This is a genomic window from Micromonospora sp. NBRC 110037 (genome assembly GCF_001652995.1).
In the GTDB taxonomy this organism is placed as follows: domain Bacteria; phylum Actinomycetota; class Actinomycetes; order Mycobacteriales; family Micromonosporaceae; genus Micromonospora; species Micromonospora chalcea.
Map to the genome: position 1 here is coordinate 914,727 of NZ_BBVA01000002.1, position 15,827 is coordinate 930,553.

The window sequence follows — 15,827 nt, forward strand, 5'->3', positions numbered from 1 at the left end:
ATGGCCGCGAGACCCGCCGTCGGCATCCACGACCTGTCCGCCGCGACGACGCACCACGTGCTGACGCATGCCACGCTGGCCGCTACCAACGGCACCGACGTGGCCAAGTACCACCGGGGCATCGGCCTGCGGGCGATGAGCGTGCCCGCCCCGGACGAGGACATCGTGACCATGGCCGCTGCCGCCGCCGCGCCGGTCGTCGCCCGCCACGGCACCGACCGGATCCGGACCATCGTGTTCGCCACCGAGTCGTCGGTCGACCAGGCGAAGGCGGCCGGGATACACGTCCACTCCCTGCTCGGCTTCCCCTCGGCCACCCGGGTGGTCGAGCTGAAGCAGGCCTGCTACGGCGGTACGGCGGGACTGCAGTTCGCCGTCGGCCTGGTGCACCGCGACCCGTCGCAGCAGGTCCTGGTGATCGCAAGCGACGTGTCGAAGTACGCGCTGGGCGAGCCCGGCGAGGCGACCCAGGGCGCCGCGGCGGTCGCCATGCTCGTCGGCGCGGACCCGGCGCTGGTACGCGTCGAGGACCCGTCGGGCATGTTCACCGCCGACGTCATGGACTTCTGGCGGCCGAACTACCGCACCACCGCCCTGGTCGACGGGCACGAGTCCATCTCCGCCTACCTGCAGGCGGTGGAGGGCTCGTGGAAGGACTACACCGAGCGCGGCGGCCGCGCGCTGGACGAGTTCGGCGCGTTCTGCTACCACCAGCCGTTCCCCAGGATGGCCGACAAGGCGCACCGGCACCTGCTCAACTACTGCGGGCGCGACGTCGACGACGCGCTGGTCGCCGGCGCCATCGGGCACACCACCGGGTACAACGCCGAGATCGGCAACAGCTACACCGCGTCGATGTACCTCGGGCTCGCGGCGCTGCTCGACACCGCCGACGACCTGAGCGGCCGGACCATCGGCTTCCTCAGCTACGGGTCCGGCAGCGTCGCCGAGTTCTTCGCCGGCACCGTCGTGCCCGGGTACCGCGAGCACACGCGACCCGACGAGCACCGCGCGGCGATCGACCGGCGGCAGGAGGTCGACTACGACACGTACCGGGAGCTGCACGAGCACGCCTTCCCGGTCGACGGCGGTCACTATCCCGTGCCGGCGGTGACCACCGGCCCGTACCGGCTGGCCGGGCTCTCCGGCCACAAGCGCGTCTACGAGCCGCGATAGCGACCGGCCAACGCCGGGCGCCCCCGACCGAACGACACATGCTTGGAGGATCGATGTCCGGAACTCCCGAGGTGGCCGAGCTCTACTCGACCATCGAGGAATCGGCCCGGCAGCTGGACGTGCCCTGTTCGCGCGACCGGGTCTGGCCCGTCCTGTCCGCGTACGGCGACGCGTTCGCGCATCCCGAGGCGGTGGTCGCCTTCCGGGTGGCGACCGCGCTGCGTCACGCGGGTGAGCTGGACTGCCGGTTCCGGACGCATCCGGACGACCGGGACCCGTACACCTCGGCGATCGCCCGGGGCCTCACCCCGCGGACCGACCACCCCATCGGCGGCCTGCTCGCCGAGGTGCACCGGCGCTGCCCGGTGGAGAGCCACGGCATCGACTTCGGGGTGGTCGGCGGCTTCAAGAAGATCTACGCGGCCTTCGCCCCGGACGAGCTGCAGGTGGCCTCGGTGCTCGCCGGCATCCCGGCGATGCCCCGCAGTCTCGCCGCGAACGCCGGGTTCTTCACCCGGCACGGTCTCGACGACCGGGTCGGCGTGCTGGGCTTCGACTACCCGGCCCGGACCGTGAACGTCTACTTCAACGACGTACCGCGCGAGTGCTTCGAGCCGGAGACGATCCGGTCGACGCTGCGGCGGACCGGGATGGCCGAGCCGAGCGAGCAGATGCTGCGGCTCGGCGCCGGGGCGTTCGGGCTCTACGTGACGCTGGGCTGGGACTCCCCGGGGATCGAACGGATCTGCTACGCCGCGGCGACAACGGATCTGACCACGCTTCCCGTACCCGTGGAACCGGAGATCGAGAAGTTCGTGAAAAGCGTTCCGTACGGCGGCGGGGACCGCAAGTTCGTCTACGGCGTGGCGCTGACCCCGAAGGGCGAGTACTACAAACTCGAGTCGCACTACAAATGGAAGCCGGGCGCGGTGAACTTCATTTGAACGCCGGCCGGTGCCGCCCGGCCGGCGGCACCGGGATCAATGCCTGTTCGCTCGGGGCTCAACCCTGGCACCCTCCGCTAAAGTGCGATTATGAGGACTGGACTGTCCAGTGTGTGGGCCCGGGTGAAGAACTGGGTCATCGCGGTCGGTGTGGCGGCGGTGCTGTTGATCAGCGCGCTGGCCGGTGACCATCCCGCCCCCGACGGCCTCGGGCTGCTCGGCTACGCGCTGGTGGTGGCGAGCGGCCTGGCGCTGGCCGCCAGTCGCCGGGCTCCGGTCGCCGTGCTGGTCGCCACCGGGCTGTGCGTGGTGGGCTACAACGCGGTCGGCTTCGGGGTGCCGGCCATCGCGTACCTGTTCGCGGTGTACGCGGCGGTCCGGGCCGGGCACCGGCTCGTCACGCTCGGGGTGAGCGCGGCCCTGCTCGTCGTGCTGCCGCTGGCGATCATGGCCTCGCCGGCGGACGGCGCCCTCAAGGAGGCGCTCGCACAGTCGCGGGGCGTGCTCGAACTGGCCTGGCTGGTCGCCGCGGCGGCGGCCGGTGAGGCGTTGCGGCAGGCCGAGCGGCGGGCGGACGAGGCGGAGCGCACCCGCGAGGAGACCGCCCGGCTGCGCGCGACCCAGGAGCGGCTGCACATCGCACGGGAGCTGCACGACTCGCTCACCCACCAGATCTCGATCATCAAGGTGCAGGCGGAGGTCGCGGTCCACCTGGCCCGAAAGCGCGGCGAGCAGGTGCCGGAGTCGCTGCTGGCGATCCAGGAGGCCGGCCGGGCGGCGACCCGGGAGCTGCGCGCGACCCTGGAGACGCTGCGCGACCTGACCAAGTCCCCGTCGCACGGGCTCGACCACCTCCCGGAACTGCTGGCCGGGGCCGAGAAGATCGGCCTGGCCACCACGCTGACGATCGAGGGTGACCAGCGGGACGTGCCGGAGGCGGTGGGCCGCACCGCGTACCGGATCGTCCAGGAGTCGCTCACCAACACGGCCCGGCACGCCTCCGCCGCGGCCGCCGCGGTCCGCATCGACTACCGCCCGGACGCGCTGAGCATCCGGATCGACGACGACGGCACGGCCCGGCCGGGCGCCGCCCCGGTGCCCGGCGTCGGGCTGCTCGGGATGCACGAGCGGGTCCTCGCGCTGGGCGGCCGGCTCCGGGCGGAACCCCGCAGCGGCGGCGGGTTCACCGTCCAGGCAGAACTCCCGGTGGTGCGCGTCCCATGATCAGGATCATGCTGCTCGACGACCAGCCGCTGCTGCGCAGCGGGTTCCGCGCGCTGCTGGACGCCGAGGACGACATCGAGGTGGTGGCCGAGGGCGGGAACGGCCGGGAGGGCCTGGCCCTGGCCCGGCACCACCTGCCCGACCTCGCCCTGATCGACATCCAGATGCCGGTCATGGACGGCGTCGAGACGACCCGGCAGATCGTGGCGGACCCGGCGCTGGCCGGGGTGCGCGTGGTCATCCTGACCAACTACGGCCTCGACGAGTACGTCTTCCACGCGCTGCGCGCCGGCGCCACCGGCTTCCTGGTCAAGGACATCGAGCCGGACGACCTGCTGCACGCCGTGCGGGTAGCCGCGCGCGGGGACGCGCTGCTCGCGCCGTCGATCACCCGGATGCTGATCAACAGGTACGTGTCGGAGCCGCTCTGCGCGGACGTCACGCCCGGCATGGAGGAGCTGACCAACCGGGAACGCGAGGCGGTCGCGCTGGCCGCCCGGGGTCTGTCCAACGACGAGATCGCCGATCGCATGGTGATCAGCCCGCTGACCGCGAAGACCCACGTCAACCGCGCCATGACCAAGCTCCAGGCCCGTGACCGCGCACAGCTGGTGGTGTTCGCCTACGAGTCCGGCCTGGTGTCACCCGGCAATCGCTGACCGGGCGGCACGGCCCGGTCTGTCGCTCGCAGTGCTGCGACTGCGGTATACGGCTGCTCCGCGCGCAGACGCCGCACCGCGGGAATACCGTCACCGCAGTAGATCGATTGTCTCCATCGGCATGACGACCCGTAGCGGCGTCGTTACCTACGCTGGCGCAGATGCCTGTTCCCGCAGCCGAAGGGGCTCCCATGTTCATCCGTCGTCTGCTCACCGCCGCCGCAACCGGCGTCCTCGGTGGGCTCGCACTCGTCGCGCCGGCGGCCGCGCAGGTGACGGCCGCCGACGGTGACGGTGGTTCCGGCCGGGCCGGGTCCGTGCTGGCGCTCGCGCTCGCGTTGCTCGGCCTCGTCCTGGGCGTGTGGGCGTTGCGCTCCGCGGGGCGCGGCGGCGGTCGTGGCAACGCGATCGCCGCGCTGGTGCTCGCGGCGGCCGGCCTGATCGCCGGTGTGGTCGCCCTGGCCGGCTCCGACGGCGGTGTCGGCAGCGGCAACGGCCGTGGCGGCGCCATCGTGTCCGTCGTGCTGGCGCTGATCGGGATCGCCGTCGGCGGTCTGGCATTCACCCGCTCCCGGCGCACCGCCTGACCGGCGCCGCCGACCGAACACCCCGGTGACCCAACCGACCCGAAGGGGAGTCCCATGCGCAAAGTGTTCGCCGGACTGGCAGCGTTCCTGCTGCTCGTGCTCGTGGTGCAGTTCTTCCTGGCCGCCAGCGGCGCGTTCAGCAACGAGGCCAACGAGGAGGCGTTCCGCCCCCACCGGATCCTCGGTCTGGGGAGCATCCTCGTCGCCGTGGTGCTGACGGTGGCCGCCGCGGTGATGCGGATGCCCGGCCGGATCATCGGCCTGTCCGGCCTGGTCGCCGGGCTGGGGATCCTGCAGGCCCTGATCGCGGTCATCGCCAAGGCGTTCGGCGACTCGGCCGGCGACTCGGCCGTCGGCCGGTACGTGTTCGGCCTGCACGCGGTCAACGGGCTGGTGATGGTGGCCGTCGCCCGCGTCATCCTGCGCAGCGTCCGGCCGGGGCCGGACACGACGACCACGCCCGGCGTGGACACCACTGTGACCGGCCCGGCGGCCGACTCGGCGCGAACGGCCTCATGAGCACGCTCCAATGGATCCTCGTGGACCACGTCGTGGCACTGCTCGGTGTCGCGACGTGGTTCGCGGCAGGCGTGACCGCCGCGCTCGGCCGCAACCGCCTCGCGCTGGGCCTGCTCGCCGCCGCGGTGCTCGTGACGATCACCCGGCTGGGCACCGTGGCGCTGCTGGCCGGGCGCGGCTGGTGGTTCGTCCAGGAGAAGGTTCTGCTGGGGCTGCCGCTGCTCTTCGCCGCCGGGGTCGTCGCGGTGCTCCTCGCCGGCCCGCGGCTGCTCGCGGCCCGGCAGTCGCCGGCCACGGGCCTGCCGGCCGGCGGGCTCGTCGCGCTGCTGACCGCCGGTTACGCCGCGCTGGCCGGCCTGGTGGTGACGTTCACCGCCGGCTACCCGTTGACGTTGAGCACCTCGCTGATCGCCGTCGCCGTGGTCTGCGCCGGCGCGCTGCTCACCGCCCGGGTGGTCGGACGACCCGCCGGGCAGGGCGCGGACGCGGGCGCCCCGGAACGCTCGGCGGCGGCTGACGCGGCTTCCGCCGAACGCTCGGCGGCGGCTGACGCGGGCTCTCCCGAACAAGCGCCGGTGGCGGCCGGGGCGTCGGCGCTGTCCCGCCGCCGGTTCCTCGGCGTGGCCGGGGGCGTCGTCGCGGCGGGCGCCGGCGCCACCGGCGTCGGCCTGCTCTTCCGGGAGCCCGAGGCGATGGTCACCGGAGGCGGCCCCGGACACGCCGGTGGCGCCGGCCCGAAGGTTTCCGTGGCGGACCTGCGCGGCCCCGGCGCTCCGGCGGCGGGCGGCACCGCGCGACGCCACGTGCTCACCGCCCGGACGGGCAGCGTCACGCTGCCGGCCGGGCGTTCAATCGACGCCTGGAGCTACGAGGGCCGGCTGCCCGGGCCGGCCATCACCGCGACCGAGGGCGACCTGATCGAGGTGACGCTCCGCAACGCCGACATCGAGAACGGTGTCACCCTGCACTGGCACGGGTACGACGTGCCGTGCGGCGAGGACGGCGCGCCGGGCGCCACGCAGCACGCGGTGCGGCCCGGCGGCGAGTTCGTCTACCGGTTCCAGGCGGACCAGGTGGGAACGTACTGGTACCACACCCACCAGGCGTCGCACCCCGCCGTGCGCAAGGGGCTGTACGGGACGCTCGTCGTGACGCCGCGCGAGGACCGGCCGGACGCGGAGCGCGGGCTGGACCTGACGCTGCCGGTGCACACGTTCGACGACGTCGTGATCCTCGGCGACCAGGAGGGACGCGCCGTCCACGACGTCCGCCCGGGTCAGCCGGTGCGGCTGCGTCTGATCAACACCGACTCGAACCCGCACTGGTTCGCCGTCGCCGGCTCGGCGTTCCGGCTGGTGGCCGTCGACGGCCGCGACCTCAACCAGCCGGGCGAGGTACGCGAGGTCGGCCTCCGCCTGCCCGCCGGTGGCCGGTACGACGTGGTCCTGACCATGCCGGACGCCACTGTCACGCTGCTGCTCGACCACGACCCCGACCAGGGCGTCCTGCTGCGCCCGGCCGGCGCCGGCGGCGGCGACCGCACCCTGCCGGACACCGGCGACTGGCCCGAGCTGGACCTGCTGGAATACGGCGAGCCGGCACCCGTGCCGTTCGACCGCGACGACGCCGACCGGCACTTCACCATCGTCCTCGACCGCGCCCTGGCCATGGTCGACGGCAAGCCCGCCTACGCCCAGGCCGTCGACGGCCGCGCGCACCCCTCCGTCCCGGACCAGCTCGTCCGGGAGGGCGACGTCGTGCGCTTCACGGTGGTCAACCGGAGCCTGGAGACCCACCCGTGGCACCTGCACGGTCATCCGGTGCTGATCCTGTCCCGCGACGGCCGGCGCTACTCCGGCAGCCCGCTGTGGATGGACACGTTCGACGTGCGGCCGGGAGAGGTCTGGGACGTGGCGTTCCGGGCGGACAATCCGGGTGTCTGGATGAACCACTGCCACAACCTGCCGCACCAGGAGCAGGGCATGATGCTGCGGCTCGTCTACGACGGTGTCACCACGCCCTTCGACAGCACGAGCCACGCACACTGAGGGGGACTGCCATGACCGCAGACGTGCACGCCCTGGCCGGCGTCCGTTACGTCGTCGACGACGTGCCGGCGGCGATCGAGTTCTACACCGCCCACCTGGGTTTCACGGTGTCGACCGCGTTCCCGCCGGCCTTCGCGGACGTGGTGCGCGGGCCGCTGCGGCTGCTGCTGTCCGGTCCGGCCAGCTCGGGCGCCCGGGTCACGCCGGCGGACGCGGCCGGGTGCGGGCGCAACCGTATCCACCTGATCGTCGACGACGTCGACGCGGAACGGGAGCGGCTGCAGCGGGCCGGGGTGACGTTGCGCAGTGACATCGTGTCCGGGCCGGGCGGTCGTCAGTTCCTGGTCGCCGACCCGGCCGGCAACCTGGTCGAGATCTTCGAGCCGACGGCCCGCGGCTGAGCCACCGGACCCGACCGCCTCCCGTCTACCCCGGACCGTCCGCGCCGATCTTGCACTTACCGCCCTTCCAGTGCCGGGGATATCCCTTTTGCGGGGGCCGAAAGTGCAAGATCGCGGAGGCCGGGAGGGACGGTGGCGGGATCAGTACCGGTTCGTGGTGGGTGCGGAGAGCCGGGCGGCCAGGATGGGGATGATCACCGCGCCGGCGATCACGTGGGTGCCGGCGAGGACGAGCTGCGTGGACACGGCGGTGTCCTGGGCGAAGGCCGGCGCGGCGAGGGACAGCACTGTGAACGCGACAGTGCCGGCCACGAAGACGCGTACGGGCCGCCGGGCCCGCCGGGCCGCGACCACCGCCAGGACGATCCCGCCGATCGACCAGAGCACGACGCTGCGGGCGATGGCGCCCACCGGGATCGCCTGCGCCTGCTCCTCCCAGACCCCGGCCGCCTCCATCGGCACGCCGAGACCCCGGGCGGCGAGCGTGAACGCCTCCGCGGCCACCGCCCCGGCGAGGGTGGCCAGCACGCCGACCAACCACACCGGGGTGGTGGCCGGCGACCGGTTCGACCGCGCCGCGACGGGGGGTCGGTGAGTGGCCTCATCCACGGCGTCGCCTCCGGTCCGGTGCCTCGATGTGTTCTCGGGAGAATGCGGGGACGCCACGACGGCAGTCAATCGTGGACAGTTGAACGCCGAGGCGTCACGGCCGGGTCCCGCGCCGGCCCGCCGCCTCGGCCGCGGCGGCGGCCGTGCCGTCGGCGAGCAGGGAGACCAGCAGATCGCCCAGGATCCGCGGGCCGTGCTGGGTGAGGACCGACTCCAGGTGGAACTGGACGGAGCGGAATCCCGCGCCGCGCAGCGCGTGCACGTCACCGCTGTCCGGGCTGCGGCTGATCTCGATCGGGCCCCGGCGGCCACCGGCCACCACGTCGTGCGCGGAACGGGCCGTGTAGGTGTTGTAGAACCCCACCAGCTCCGGCCGGCCGAACAGGTCGATCCGCTTCTGCACGCCCTGGTTGGGCACCGCGCGCCGGGCGAGGGGGAACCCCAGCTCGGCGGCGAGCACCTGGTGGCCCAGGCAGATGGACAGGAACGGCACCGTCCCGGCGAGCAGGTCGCGGGTGAGCCCGCGCAGAGTCCGCATCCGCCTGTCGCTCAGGTCGCCCGGGTCGCCGGGGCCGGGACCGACGACGACGAGGTCGTATCCGTCCGGCCGCAGCGGGCTGTCGAACCGGACGATGCTCGACCGCAGCCCGAGGGCCCGCAGCTGGTGGTCGAGCATGGCCATGAAGGTGTCCTCGTTGTCGACGACGAGCACGCGGCGCCCGGCCAGCGCCCGGTTCGGGGTTCTCCGCTCCGCGCCGTCGAGCCAGAACCTCGACAGCGTGGCGTTGCGCTCGCGCAACGCCCGCCGTACCCGGGGGTCGGTGGCCAGGGACGAGCGTGCCCGCACGGGCGTCGCCGGCCCGCCGTCCGGGCCGGCCGGGTCGACGCCGAGGCCGAGCGCCGCGCGCATGCCGCCCGCCTTGGCCCGCGTCTCGGCCACCTCCGACTCCGGCTTGGAGTCGCGTACCAGGGTGGCGCCGACGCCCAGGCGGAGCGTGCCGTCGTGGTCGATCTCGGCGGTGCGGATCATGATGGCCGAGTCGAGCGTACGGCTGCCGGCCGGGTCACTGCCGATCAACGCGAGCACGCCGCCGTAGTAGCCGCGGCCGGTCGTCTCGTGGCGGGTGATGACCCGGAACGCGTTCTCGATCGGGCTGCCGGTGACGGTCGGCGCGAGCAGCGTCTCCCGCAGCACGTCGCGTACGTCCAGGTCGCTGCGCCCGGTCAGGATGTACTCGGAGTGCGTCACCCGCGCCATTTCCTTGAGGAACGGTCCGTGCACCTGGCCGCCGGAGGCGCACATCCGCGCCATCATTTTCAGTTCCTCGTCGACCACCATGTAGAGTTCGTTCGCCTCTTTCGGGTCGTTCAGGAATTCCAGCAACCCGGAAACCGCCGGGCCGTTCGGAGGATGCCGGTACGTCCCGCTGATGGGATTCATCGAGACGGTTCCGTCGATCATGCTGACGTGCCGTTCCGGTGACGCGCCGATGAACGTGCCGGCGCCGGAGTGGAACAGAAACGTCCAGTAGGAACCCAGCTCGCCGGTCAGCAACCGGCGGAAGATCGCCAGTTCGGTGGCGGTCGAGCAGTCGTCCAGCCGCGCGGTGAAGGTGCGCCGGATGACGAAGTTGGATCCGGCGCCCTGCCCGATCTCGTCGCCCACCACCCGCTTGACGATCGCCGCGTAGTCCTCGTCGCTGAGGTCGAAGTCGGCGTCGGTCACCGGTACGCCGCGCTCGGGCAGGCCCGCCAGCGCCTGCTCGCGGTCGAGCCCGAACTGCTCGTTGACGCGCATCGCGAGCAGTGGAACGCCGTCGTCGTGGCAGTCGTACCCCCGCTCGGTGACCTGCCGGTACGGCACCGCGACGAGCAGGTCGTGCCGCCCGCCGGTCGCCGGCTCGGCGGGCAGGGGCAGCTCGGCGAGCGTGTCCACCTGGCACACCTCGCCGGTCAGAACCTCCACGTACGCGCGCCCGGCGGCGCCGGGCCGGTGCAGCAGGGCGAAGGCACGCCCGTCGCCGCCGAGACCGGACAGCAGATCCGGGAATCCGGCCACGTTCGATTCCGTCCCGTCCATGTCGCTCCCTTTGCCCTAGAGATCGCCTGTCGATAGTGCGTCCGGCAAAAGGCGTCGCGCATGACGTGTTGTCGCCGACGGCATCACGTGTTTCCGGTAACGCGCCGACGTTATGGCGTGAACGACTGAATCGGCGGGCTACTACTCGGGCGAGTAGTGCCCACGCAGATCGACCGCGATTACTGTCGACCGCAATGCCGATACGACGAGGGCGGTGAAGACGACTGTGGACGTGCTGGTCCAGAAATACGGGGGCACCTCGCTGCAGACCCTCGACCGCGTACGGCACGCCGCGCTGCGGATCGCCGCGGCTCGGCGGGACGGGTCCGCCGTGACAGTTGTCGTGTCGGCCCGCGGCAGCCGCACCGACGACCTGCTGCGGCTCGCGGCCGACGTCGGCGCCGCCGGCCCGTCCCGGGAACTCGACCAGTTGCTCGCAGTCGGCGAGTCCGAGTCGGCGGCGCTGATGGCGCTGGCGTTGACCGGGCTCGGCGTGCCGGCCGTCTCACTGACCGGGCACCAGGCGGAGATCCACACCACCGACCGGCACGGCGACGCGCTGATCTCGCGGATCGGGGCGGCGCGGGTCGAGGCGGCGCTGGGCCGCGGCGAGGTCGCCGTGGTCACCGGGTTCCAGGGGATCGACCGGGCCGGGGACGTCGCCACGCTCGGACGCGGCGGCTCCGACACGACAGCGGTGGCGCTCGCCGCCCGGCTGCGCGCGTCGGCGTGCGAGATCTACACCGACGTGGACGGCGTGTTCAGCGCCGACCCCCGCATCCTTCCGGCGGCGCGTTGCCTGCCGTGGGTCGAGCCCGGCGTCATGGCGGAGATGGCGTTCGCCGGCGCGCGGGTCCTGCACACCCGATGCATCGAACTGGCCGCCATGGAAGGGGTCGAAGTGCGCGTGCGCAACGCGGCGTCGCAGGCGCCCGGAACGACAGTCGTGGACCGTCCGGACGACCGGCCGCTGGAGACCCGGCGGGCCGTGGTGGCGGTGACCCACGACACCGACGTGGTGCGCGTGCTGGTGCACTGCCGCGACGGCCGGCGGGACATGGCGCCCGACGTGTTCGAGGTGCTGGCCGCCCACGGCGCGGTGGCGGACCTGGTGGCCCGGTCCGGACCGTACGAGAGCGAGTTCCGGATGGGGTTCACCATCCGCCGCAGCCAGGCCGACGCGGTGCGGACCGCGCTGCACGACCTCACCGCGTCCTTCGACGGCGGCGTCCACTTCGACGAGAACGTCGGCAAGGTGTCGGTGGTCGGCATGGGCCTGCTCAGCCGCCCCGAGCACACGGCCCGGCTGATGGCGGCGCTGGCCGAGGCCGGGATCTCGACGAGCTGGATCTCCACCTCCCAGATGCGGCTGTCGGTGATCGTGTCGCGGGACCGCACCGTGGACGCCGTCGAAGCCCTGCACCGCGCGTTCCGCCTCGACCGGTCCGAGCCGGCGGACGCCACGTCCCTGACCTCCCGTCGTTCCGCCACCGCCTGAGAGAGGTAGGAAACCGTGGCCGTACTCAACGCTTCGTTCGCTCGTGGCCTGCGTCTGCGCCGACTGTTCCGGCGCGGCGACGGACGCCTGCTCGTCGTCCCGCTGGATCACTCCGTCACCGACGGGCCACTTCGCCGCGACCTGAACTCGCTGCTCGGTGAGCTGGCCGGCACCGGCGTGGACGCCGTGGTGCTGCACAAGGGCAGCCTGCGGCACGTCGACCACGGCTGGTTCGGCGACATGTCGCTGATCGTGCACCTGAGCGTGAGCACCCGGCACGCGCCGGACCCGGACGCGAAGTACCTGGTCGCGCACGTGGAGGAGGCGCTGCGGCTGGGCGCCGACGCGGTCAGCGTGCACGTCAACCTGGGCTCGCCGCAGGAGGCGCGGCAGATCGCCGACCTGGCGGCGGTGGCGGGGGAGTGCGAACGCTGGAACGTGCCGCTGCTGGCCATGGTGTACGCCCGCGGGCCGCAGATCACCGACTCCCGGGCGCCGGAACTGGTGGCGCACGCCGCGACGCTCGCCGCCGACCTCGGCGCCGACATCGTCAAGACCGACTACGCGGGTACGCCCGAGCAGATGGCCGAGGTGGTGCGTGGCTGCCCGATTCCGCTGATCGTGGCCGGCGGCCCGCGCTCGGCCGACACCGAGACGGTGCTCGCCCACGTCTCGGACGCGCTGCGCGCCGGTGTGGCCGGCATGGCCATGGGCCGCAACGTGTTCCAGGCCGAGCAGCCCGGCCTGATGGCCGCCGCCGTGGCGCGGCTGGTGCACGAACCACGGCACGTCCCGGACCGGTACGACGTCGACGACCGGCTCGCCCTTACGTCCTGAGACTCCCTGACCGTCCACCGAGGAGAAACCCGTGAAGCTGTGCTGGCTGGACATCCGTAACGTCAACGGCGCCAAGGAGGCAATCGTCGAGGAGGCGGTCCACCAGCGGGTGGACGCCGTCGTGGCGGCCGATCCGGCCGACCTGGAGACGCTCCCCCCGACGGTGAGGAAGGTGCTGTTCCCACAGGGCGGGCCGCTGCCGGAGAAGCTGGAACCGGCCGACCTGGTGATCGTCGAACCGGCCCGGCACGGCGAGCCCGCCGAACTGGCGGCCCGGTACCCGGACGTGGAGTTCGGCCGGTACGTCGAGATCGTCGACGCGGACAGCCTGGAGGACGCCTGCCGGTCCGCGCGCCACGACCGGTGGAGCCTGCTGTACTTCCGCGACCCCACCAAGATTCCGCTGGAGATCGTGCTGGCCGCCGCGGCGGGCGCGGCGGGCAGCATCATCACGCAGGTCGCCGACGTCGAGGAGGCGGAGATCGTCTTCGGCGTGCTGGAGCACGGCTCGGACGGCGTGATGCTGGCGCCGCGCGCCGTGGGGGAGGCCACCGAGCTGCGGACCGCGGCGGTGAGCACGGCGGCGGACCTGTCGCTCGTGGAGCTGGAGGTCACCGGCATCCGGCGGGTGGGCATGGGCGAGCGCGCCTGCGTCGACACCTGCACGAACTTCCGCCTGGACGAGGGCATCCTGGTCGGCTCGCACTCCACCGGCATGATCCTGTGCTGCAGCGAGACGCATCCGCTGCCGTACATGCCGACCCGGCCGTTCCGGGTCAACGCCGGCGCGCTGCACTCGTACACGCTGTCCGCCGGCGGGCGGACCAACTACCTCAGCGAGCTGGTCTCCGGCGGCCGGGTGCTGGCCGTCGACTCGCAGGGGAAGTCCCGGGTCGTCACCGTGGGACGGGTCAAGATCGAGACGCGCCCGCTGCTGGCGATCGACGCGGTCTCCCCCTCCGGGACACCTGTCAACCTCATCGTCCAGGACGACTGGCACGTGCGCGTGCTCGGGCCCGGCGGCACGGTCCTCAACGTCACCGAGCTGACCGCCGGCACGAAGGTGCTCGGCTACCTGCCGGTGGAGAAGCGGCACGTCGGCTACCCGATCGACGAGTTCTGCATCGAGAAGTGAGCGGCGGCGGGAAGGGGAGCGGGGCGATGACCGCGCAGCCGGTGCTGGACTTCCACGTACGCCTGGCGCCCCGGCCCGGCGCGCGACAGCGGCTGCTCGCCGCGCTGGGCGAGTGCGGGCTGACACGGGCGGTGGTGTGCGCGGGCGGCACCATCGACCTGGACCGGCTGTCCCGCCAGCTCGTCACCGGCGGCCACGTCGAGACCGACGCCGACAACGACGCGGTGGCGGCGGCCTGCGCGGGCACCGACGGGCGGCTGGTGCCGTTCTTCTTCGCCAACCCGCACCGGCCGGCCGAGGCGTACCGGTCCCGGGCCGCCGAGTTCCGCGGCCTGGAGATCTCACCCGCCGTGCACGGCGTCGCCCTCACCGACCCGCGGGTCGCCGACCTGGTGGCCGTGGCGGCGGAGTTCGACCATCCGGTGTACGTGGTCTGCCTCGACCGTCCCGGCGCGGGCGTGGCCGACCTGGTCGGCCTGAGCCGCCGGTTCCCGCGGGTGAGCTTCGTGCTCGGGCACAGCGGCATCGGCAACATCGACCTCTACGCCCTGACCCTGATCCAGGACGAGCCGAACATCTCGCTGGAGACCTCCGGCGGCTACACCTGCGTGGCCGAGGCGGCGCTGCGCCGCCTCGGCGACGGCCGGGTGGTGTTCGGCTCCGAGTACCCGCTGCAGCACCCGGCCGTGGAGCTGGCCAAGTTCCAGGCGTTGCGACTGCCGCCGGACCAGTGGCGGCGGGTCGCCTGGGACAACGCGCATCGACTGCTAGGAGAGGAGAAGCGGTGAGCGAGCCGAGTTCGACCCTGCCCCGGCTCGGCCAGTGGCACGGCCCCGAGGACCTGCGGCGCCTTCAGGAGAAGCAACTGGCGGAGACGTTCACCTGGGCGGCCCGATCGCCGTTCTACCGGGCGCGGCTGACGTCCGGGGCGCCGCCGGTGACCCCGGCCGACCTGGCCGACCTGCCGCTGACCACCAAGCAGGACCTGCGGGACAACTACCCCTTCGGCATGCTCGCCGTGCCCCGCGAACGGCTGGCGACCTACCACGAGTCGAGCGGCACCGCCGGCAAGCCCACCCCCTCCTACTACACCGCGGAGGACTGGACCGACCTGGCGGAGCGCTTCGCCCGCAAGTGGATCGGCATGTCCGCCGACGACGTGTTCCTGGTCCGCACGCCGTACGCGCTGCTGCTGACCGGGCACCTCGCCCACGCCGCCGCCCGGCTGCGCGGGGCCACCGTGGTGCCCGGCGACAACCGGTCGCTGGCCATGCCGTACGCCCGGGTGGTCCGGGTGATGCACGACCTGGACGTCACACTCACCTGGTCGGTGCCGACGGAGTGCCTGATCTGGGCCGCCGCGGCGATCGCGGCCGGGCGCCGGCCCGACATCGACTTCCCGGCGCTGCGCGCGCTGTTCGTCGGCGGCGAGCCGATGACCGACGCCCGCCGGCGGCGGATCAGCCGCCTGTGGGGGGTGCCGGTCATCGAGGAGTACGGCTCGACGGAGACCGGCAGCCTGGCCGGGGAGTGCCCCGAGGGCCGCCTGCACCTGTGGGCCGACCGGGCGCTGTTCGAGGTGTACGACCCGGCCACCGGGACCGTCCGCGCGGACGGCGACGGCCAGCTCGTGGTCACGCCGCTGTTCCGGGAGGCGATGCCGCTGCTGCGGTACAACCTCGAGGACAACGTGTCGGTCTCCTACGACGACTGCGCGTGCGGCTGGAAGCTGCCCACCGTGCGGGTGCTCGGCCGCTCGGCGTTCGGCTACCGGGTCGGCGGCGCCACCATCACCCAGCACCGGCTGGAGGAGCTGGTCTTCTCCCTCCCCGAGGCGTACCGGGTGATGTTCTGGCGGGCCAAGGCGGAACCGGCGCTGCTGCGGGTCCAGATCGAGGTGGCCGCCGCGCACCGGGTCGCCGCCGAGGCGGAGCTGACCCACGCGATCCGGGCCGCGTTCGGCGTGGACAGCGAGGTCACCGGCCTGGCGCCGGGGAGCCTGATCCCGCTGGACGCGCTGACCAGCATGCCGGACGTGGTGAAGCCACGCAGCCTGTTCGGTCCGGACGAGGACTGGAGCAAAGCGCTCCTCTACTACTGAGGGAACCGA

At 72.9% G+C, this 15,827-nt stretch carries 15 protein-coding genes; 13 read left to right on the forward strand and 2 right to left on the reverse strand.

Going from position 1 to position 15,827, the window contains the following annotated elements; genetic code table 11:
* The 8 genes from A4R25_RS03155 to A4R25_RS03190 all read left to right on the forward strand — a co-directional run bounded on the left by A4R25_RS03155 (position 1) and on the right by A4R25_RS03190 (position 7,558).
* Positions 1-1,176, forward strand: coding sequence for a hydroxymethylglutaryl-CoA synthase (locus tag A4R25_RS03155; protein ID WP_064445538.1), 1,176 nt, complete (start codon positions 1-3; stop codon positions 1,174-1,176).
* A gap of 53 nt (positions 1,177-1,229) precedes the next feature.
* Complete coding sequence (locus A4R25_RS03160; RefSeq protein ID WP_064445539.1) at positions 1,230-2,120, forward strand: aromatic prenyltransferase; 891 nt, start codon at positions 1,230-1,232, stop codon at positions 2,118-2,120.
* A gap of 90 nt (positions 2,121-2,210) precedes the next feature.
* A complete protein-coding gene (locus A4R25_RS03165; protein ID WP_064445540.1) occupies positions 2,211-3,344 on the forward strand; it encodes a sensor histidine kinase in 1,134 nt (377 codons plus the stop codon).
* The gene (locus tag A4R25_RS03170) at positions 3,341-4,003 is read left to right on the forward strand and encodes a response regulator transcription factor (protein WP_030499014.1); all 663 of its coding nucleotides are present in this window, start codon (positions 3,341-3,343) and stop codon (positions 4,001-4,003) included. Before A4R25_RS03165 ends, A4R25_RS03170 begins: the two co-directional genes overlap by 4 nt.
* Before the next feature lie 191 nt (positions 4,004-4,194).
* Positions 4,195-4,590 carry a DUF6223 family protein gene (locus tag A4R25_RS03175; RefSeq protein ID WP_064445541.1) on the forward strand — a complete coding sequence of 132 codons (396 nt, stop codon included), beginning with the start codon at positions 4,195-4,197 and terminating at the stop codon, positions 4,588-4,590.
* A gap of 54 nt (positions 4,591-4,644) precedes the next feature.
* On the forward strand, positions 4,645-5,109 hold the full coding sequence (locus A4R25_RS03180; protein ID WP_043323072.1) for a DUF6220 domain-containing protein: 465 nt from the start codon (positions 4,645-4,647) through the stop codon (positions 5,107-5,109).
* A complete protein-coding gene (locus A4R25_RS03185; RefSeq protein WP_064445542.1) occupies positions 5,106-7,157 on the forward strand; it encodes a multicopper oxidase family protein in 2,052 nt (683 codons plus the stop codon). The genes A4R25_RS03180 and A4R25_RS03185 overlap by 4 nt, the downstream gene beginning before the upstream one ends.
* Positions 7,158-7,168: 11 nt before the next feature.
* Complete coding sequence (locus A4R25_RS03190; protein ID WP_043323075.1) at positions 7,169-7,558, forward strand: VOC family protein; 390 nt, start codon at positions 7,169-7,171, stop codon at positions 7,556-7,558.
* A 141-nt stretch (positions 7,559-7,699) separates the two neighbouring features.
* Here A4R25_RS03190 and A4R25_RS03195 read toward each other — a convergent pair whose 3' ends face one another.
* Positions 7,700-8,167 carry a DUF6069 family protein gene (locus tag A4R25_RS03195; RefSeq protein ID WP_043323077.1) on the reverse strand — a complete coding sequence of 156 codons (468 nt, stop codon included), beginning with the start codon at positions 8,165-8,167 and terminating at the stop codon, positions 7,700-7,702.
* Positions 8,168-8,261: 94 nt separating this feature from the next.
* Complete coding sequence (locus A4R25_RS03200) at positions 8,262-10,247, reverse strand: anthranilate synthase family protein (protein ID WP_064445543.1); 1,986 nt, start codon at positions 10,245-10,247, stop codon at positions 8,262-8,264.
* Between the two features lie 214 nt (positions 10,248-10,461).
* On the opposite strand from A4R25_RS03200, the gene A4R25_RS03205 reads away from it, so the two are divergent.
* The 5 genes from A4R25_RS03205 to A4R25_RS03225 are packed head-to-tail and all read left to right on the forward strand — an operon-like array spanning position 10,462 to position 15,818.
* Positions 10,462-11,745: an aspartate kinase gene (locus A4R25_RS03205; protein WP_197494847.1), complete on the forward strand. Its 1,284-nt coding sequence runs from the start codon at positions 10,462-10,464 to the stop codon at positions 11,743-11,745.
* 15 nt (positions 11,746-11,760) lie between these two features.
* A complete protein-coding gene (locus tag A4R25_RS03210; protein ID WP_064445544.1) occupies positions 11,761-12,582 on the forward strand; it encodes a 2-amino-3,7-dideoxy-D-threo-hept-6-ulosonate synthase in 822 nt (273 codons plus the stop codon).
* Positions 12,583-12,613: 31 nt separating this feature from the next.
* On the forward strand, positions 12,614-13,717 hold the full coding sequence (locus A4R25_RS03215; RefSeq protein ID WP_064445545.1) for a 3-dehydroquinate synthase II family protein: 1,104 nt from the start codon (positions 12,614-12,616) through the stop codon (positions 13,715-13,717).
* Between the two features lie 26 nt (positions 13,718-13,743).
* Positions 13,744-14,505: an amidohydrolase family protein gene (locus A4R25_RS03220; protein WP_064445546.1), complete on the forward strand. Its 762-nt coding sequence runs from the start codon at positions 13,744-13,746 to the stop codon at positions 14,503-14,505.
* Entirely contained in the window at positions 14,502-15,818 is a 1,317-nt protein-coding gene (locus A4R25_RS03225; RefSeq protein WP_064445547.1) for a phenylacetate--CoA ligase family protein, read from the forward strand. Before A4R25_RS03220 ends, A4R25_RS03225 begins: the two co-directional genes overlap by 4 nt.
* The last annotated feature ends 9 nt before the right edge of the window (positions 15,819-15,827 follow it).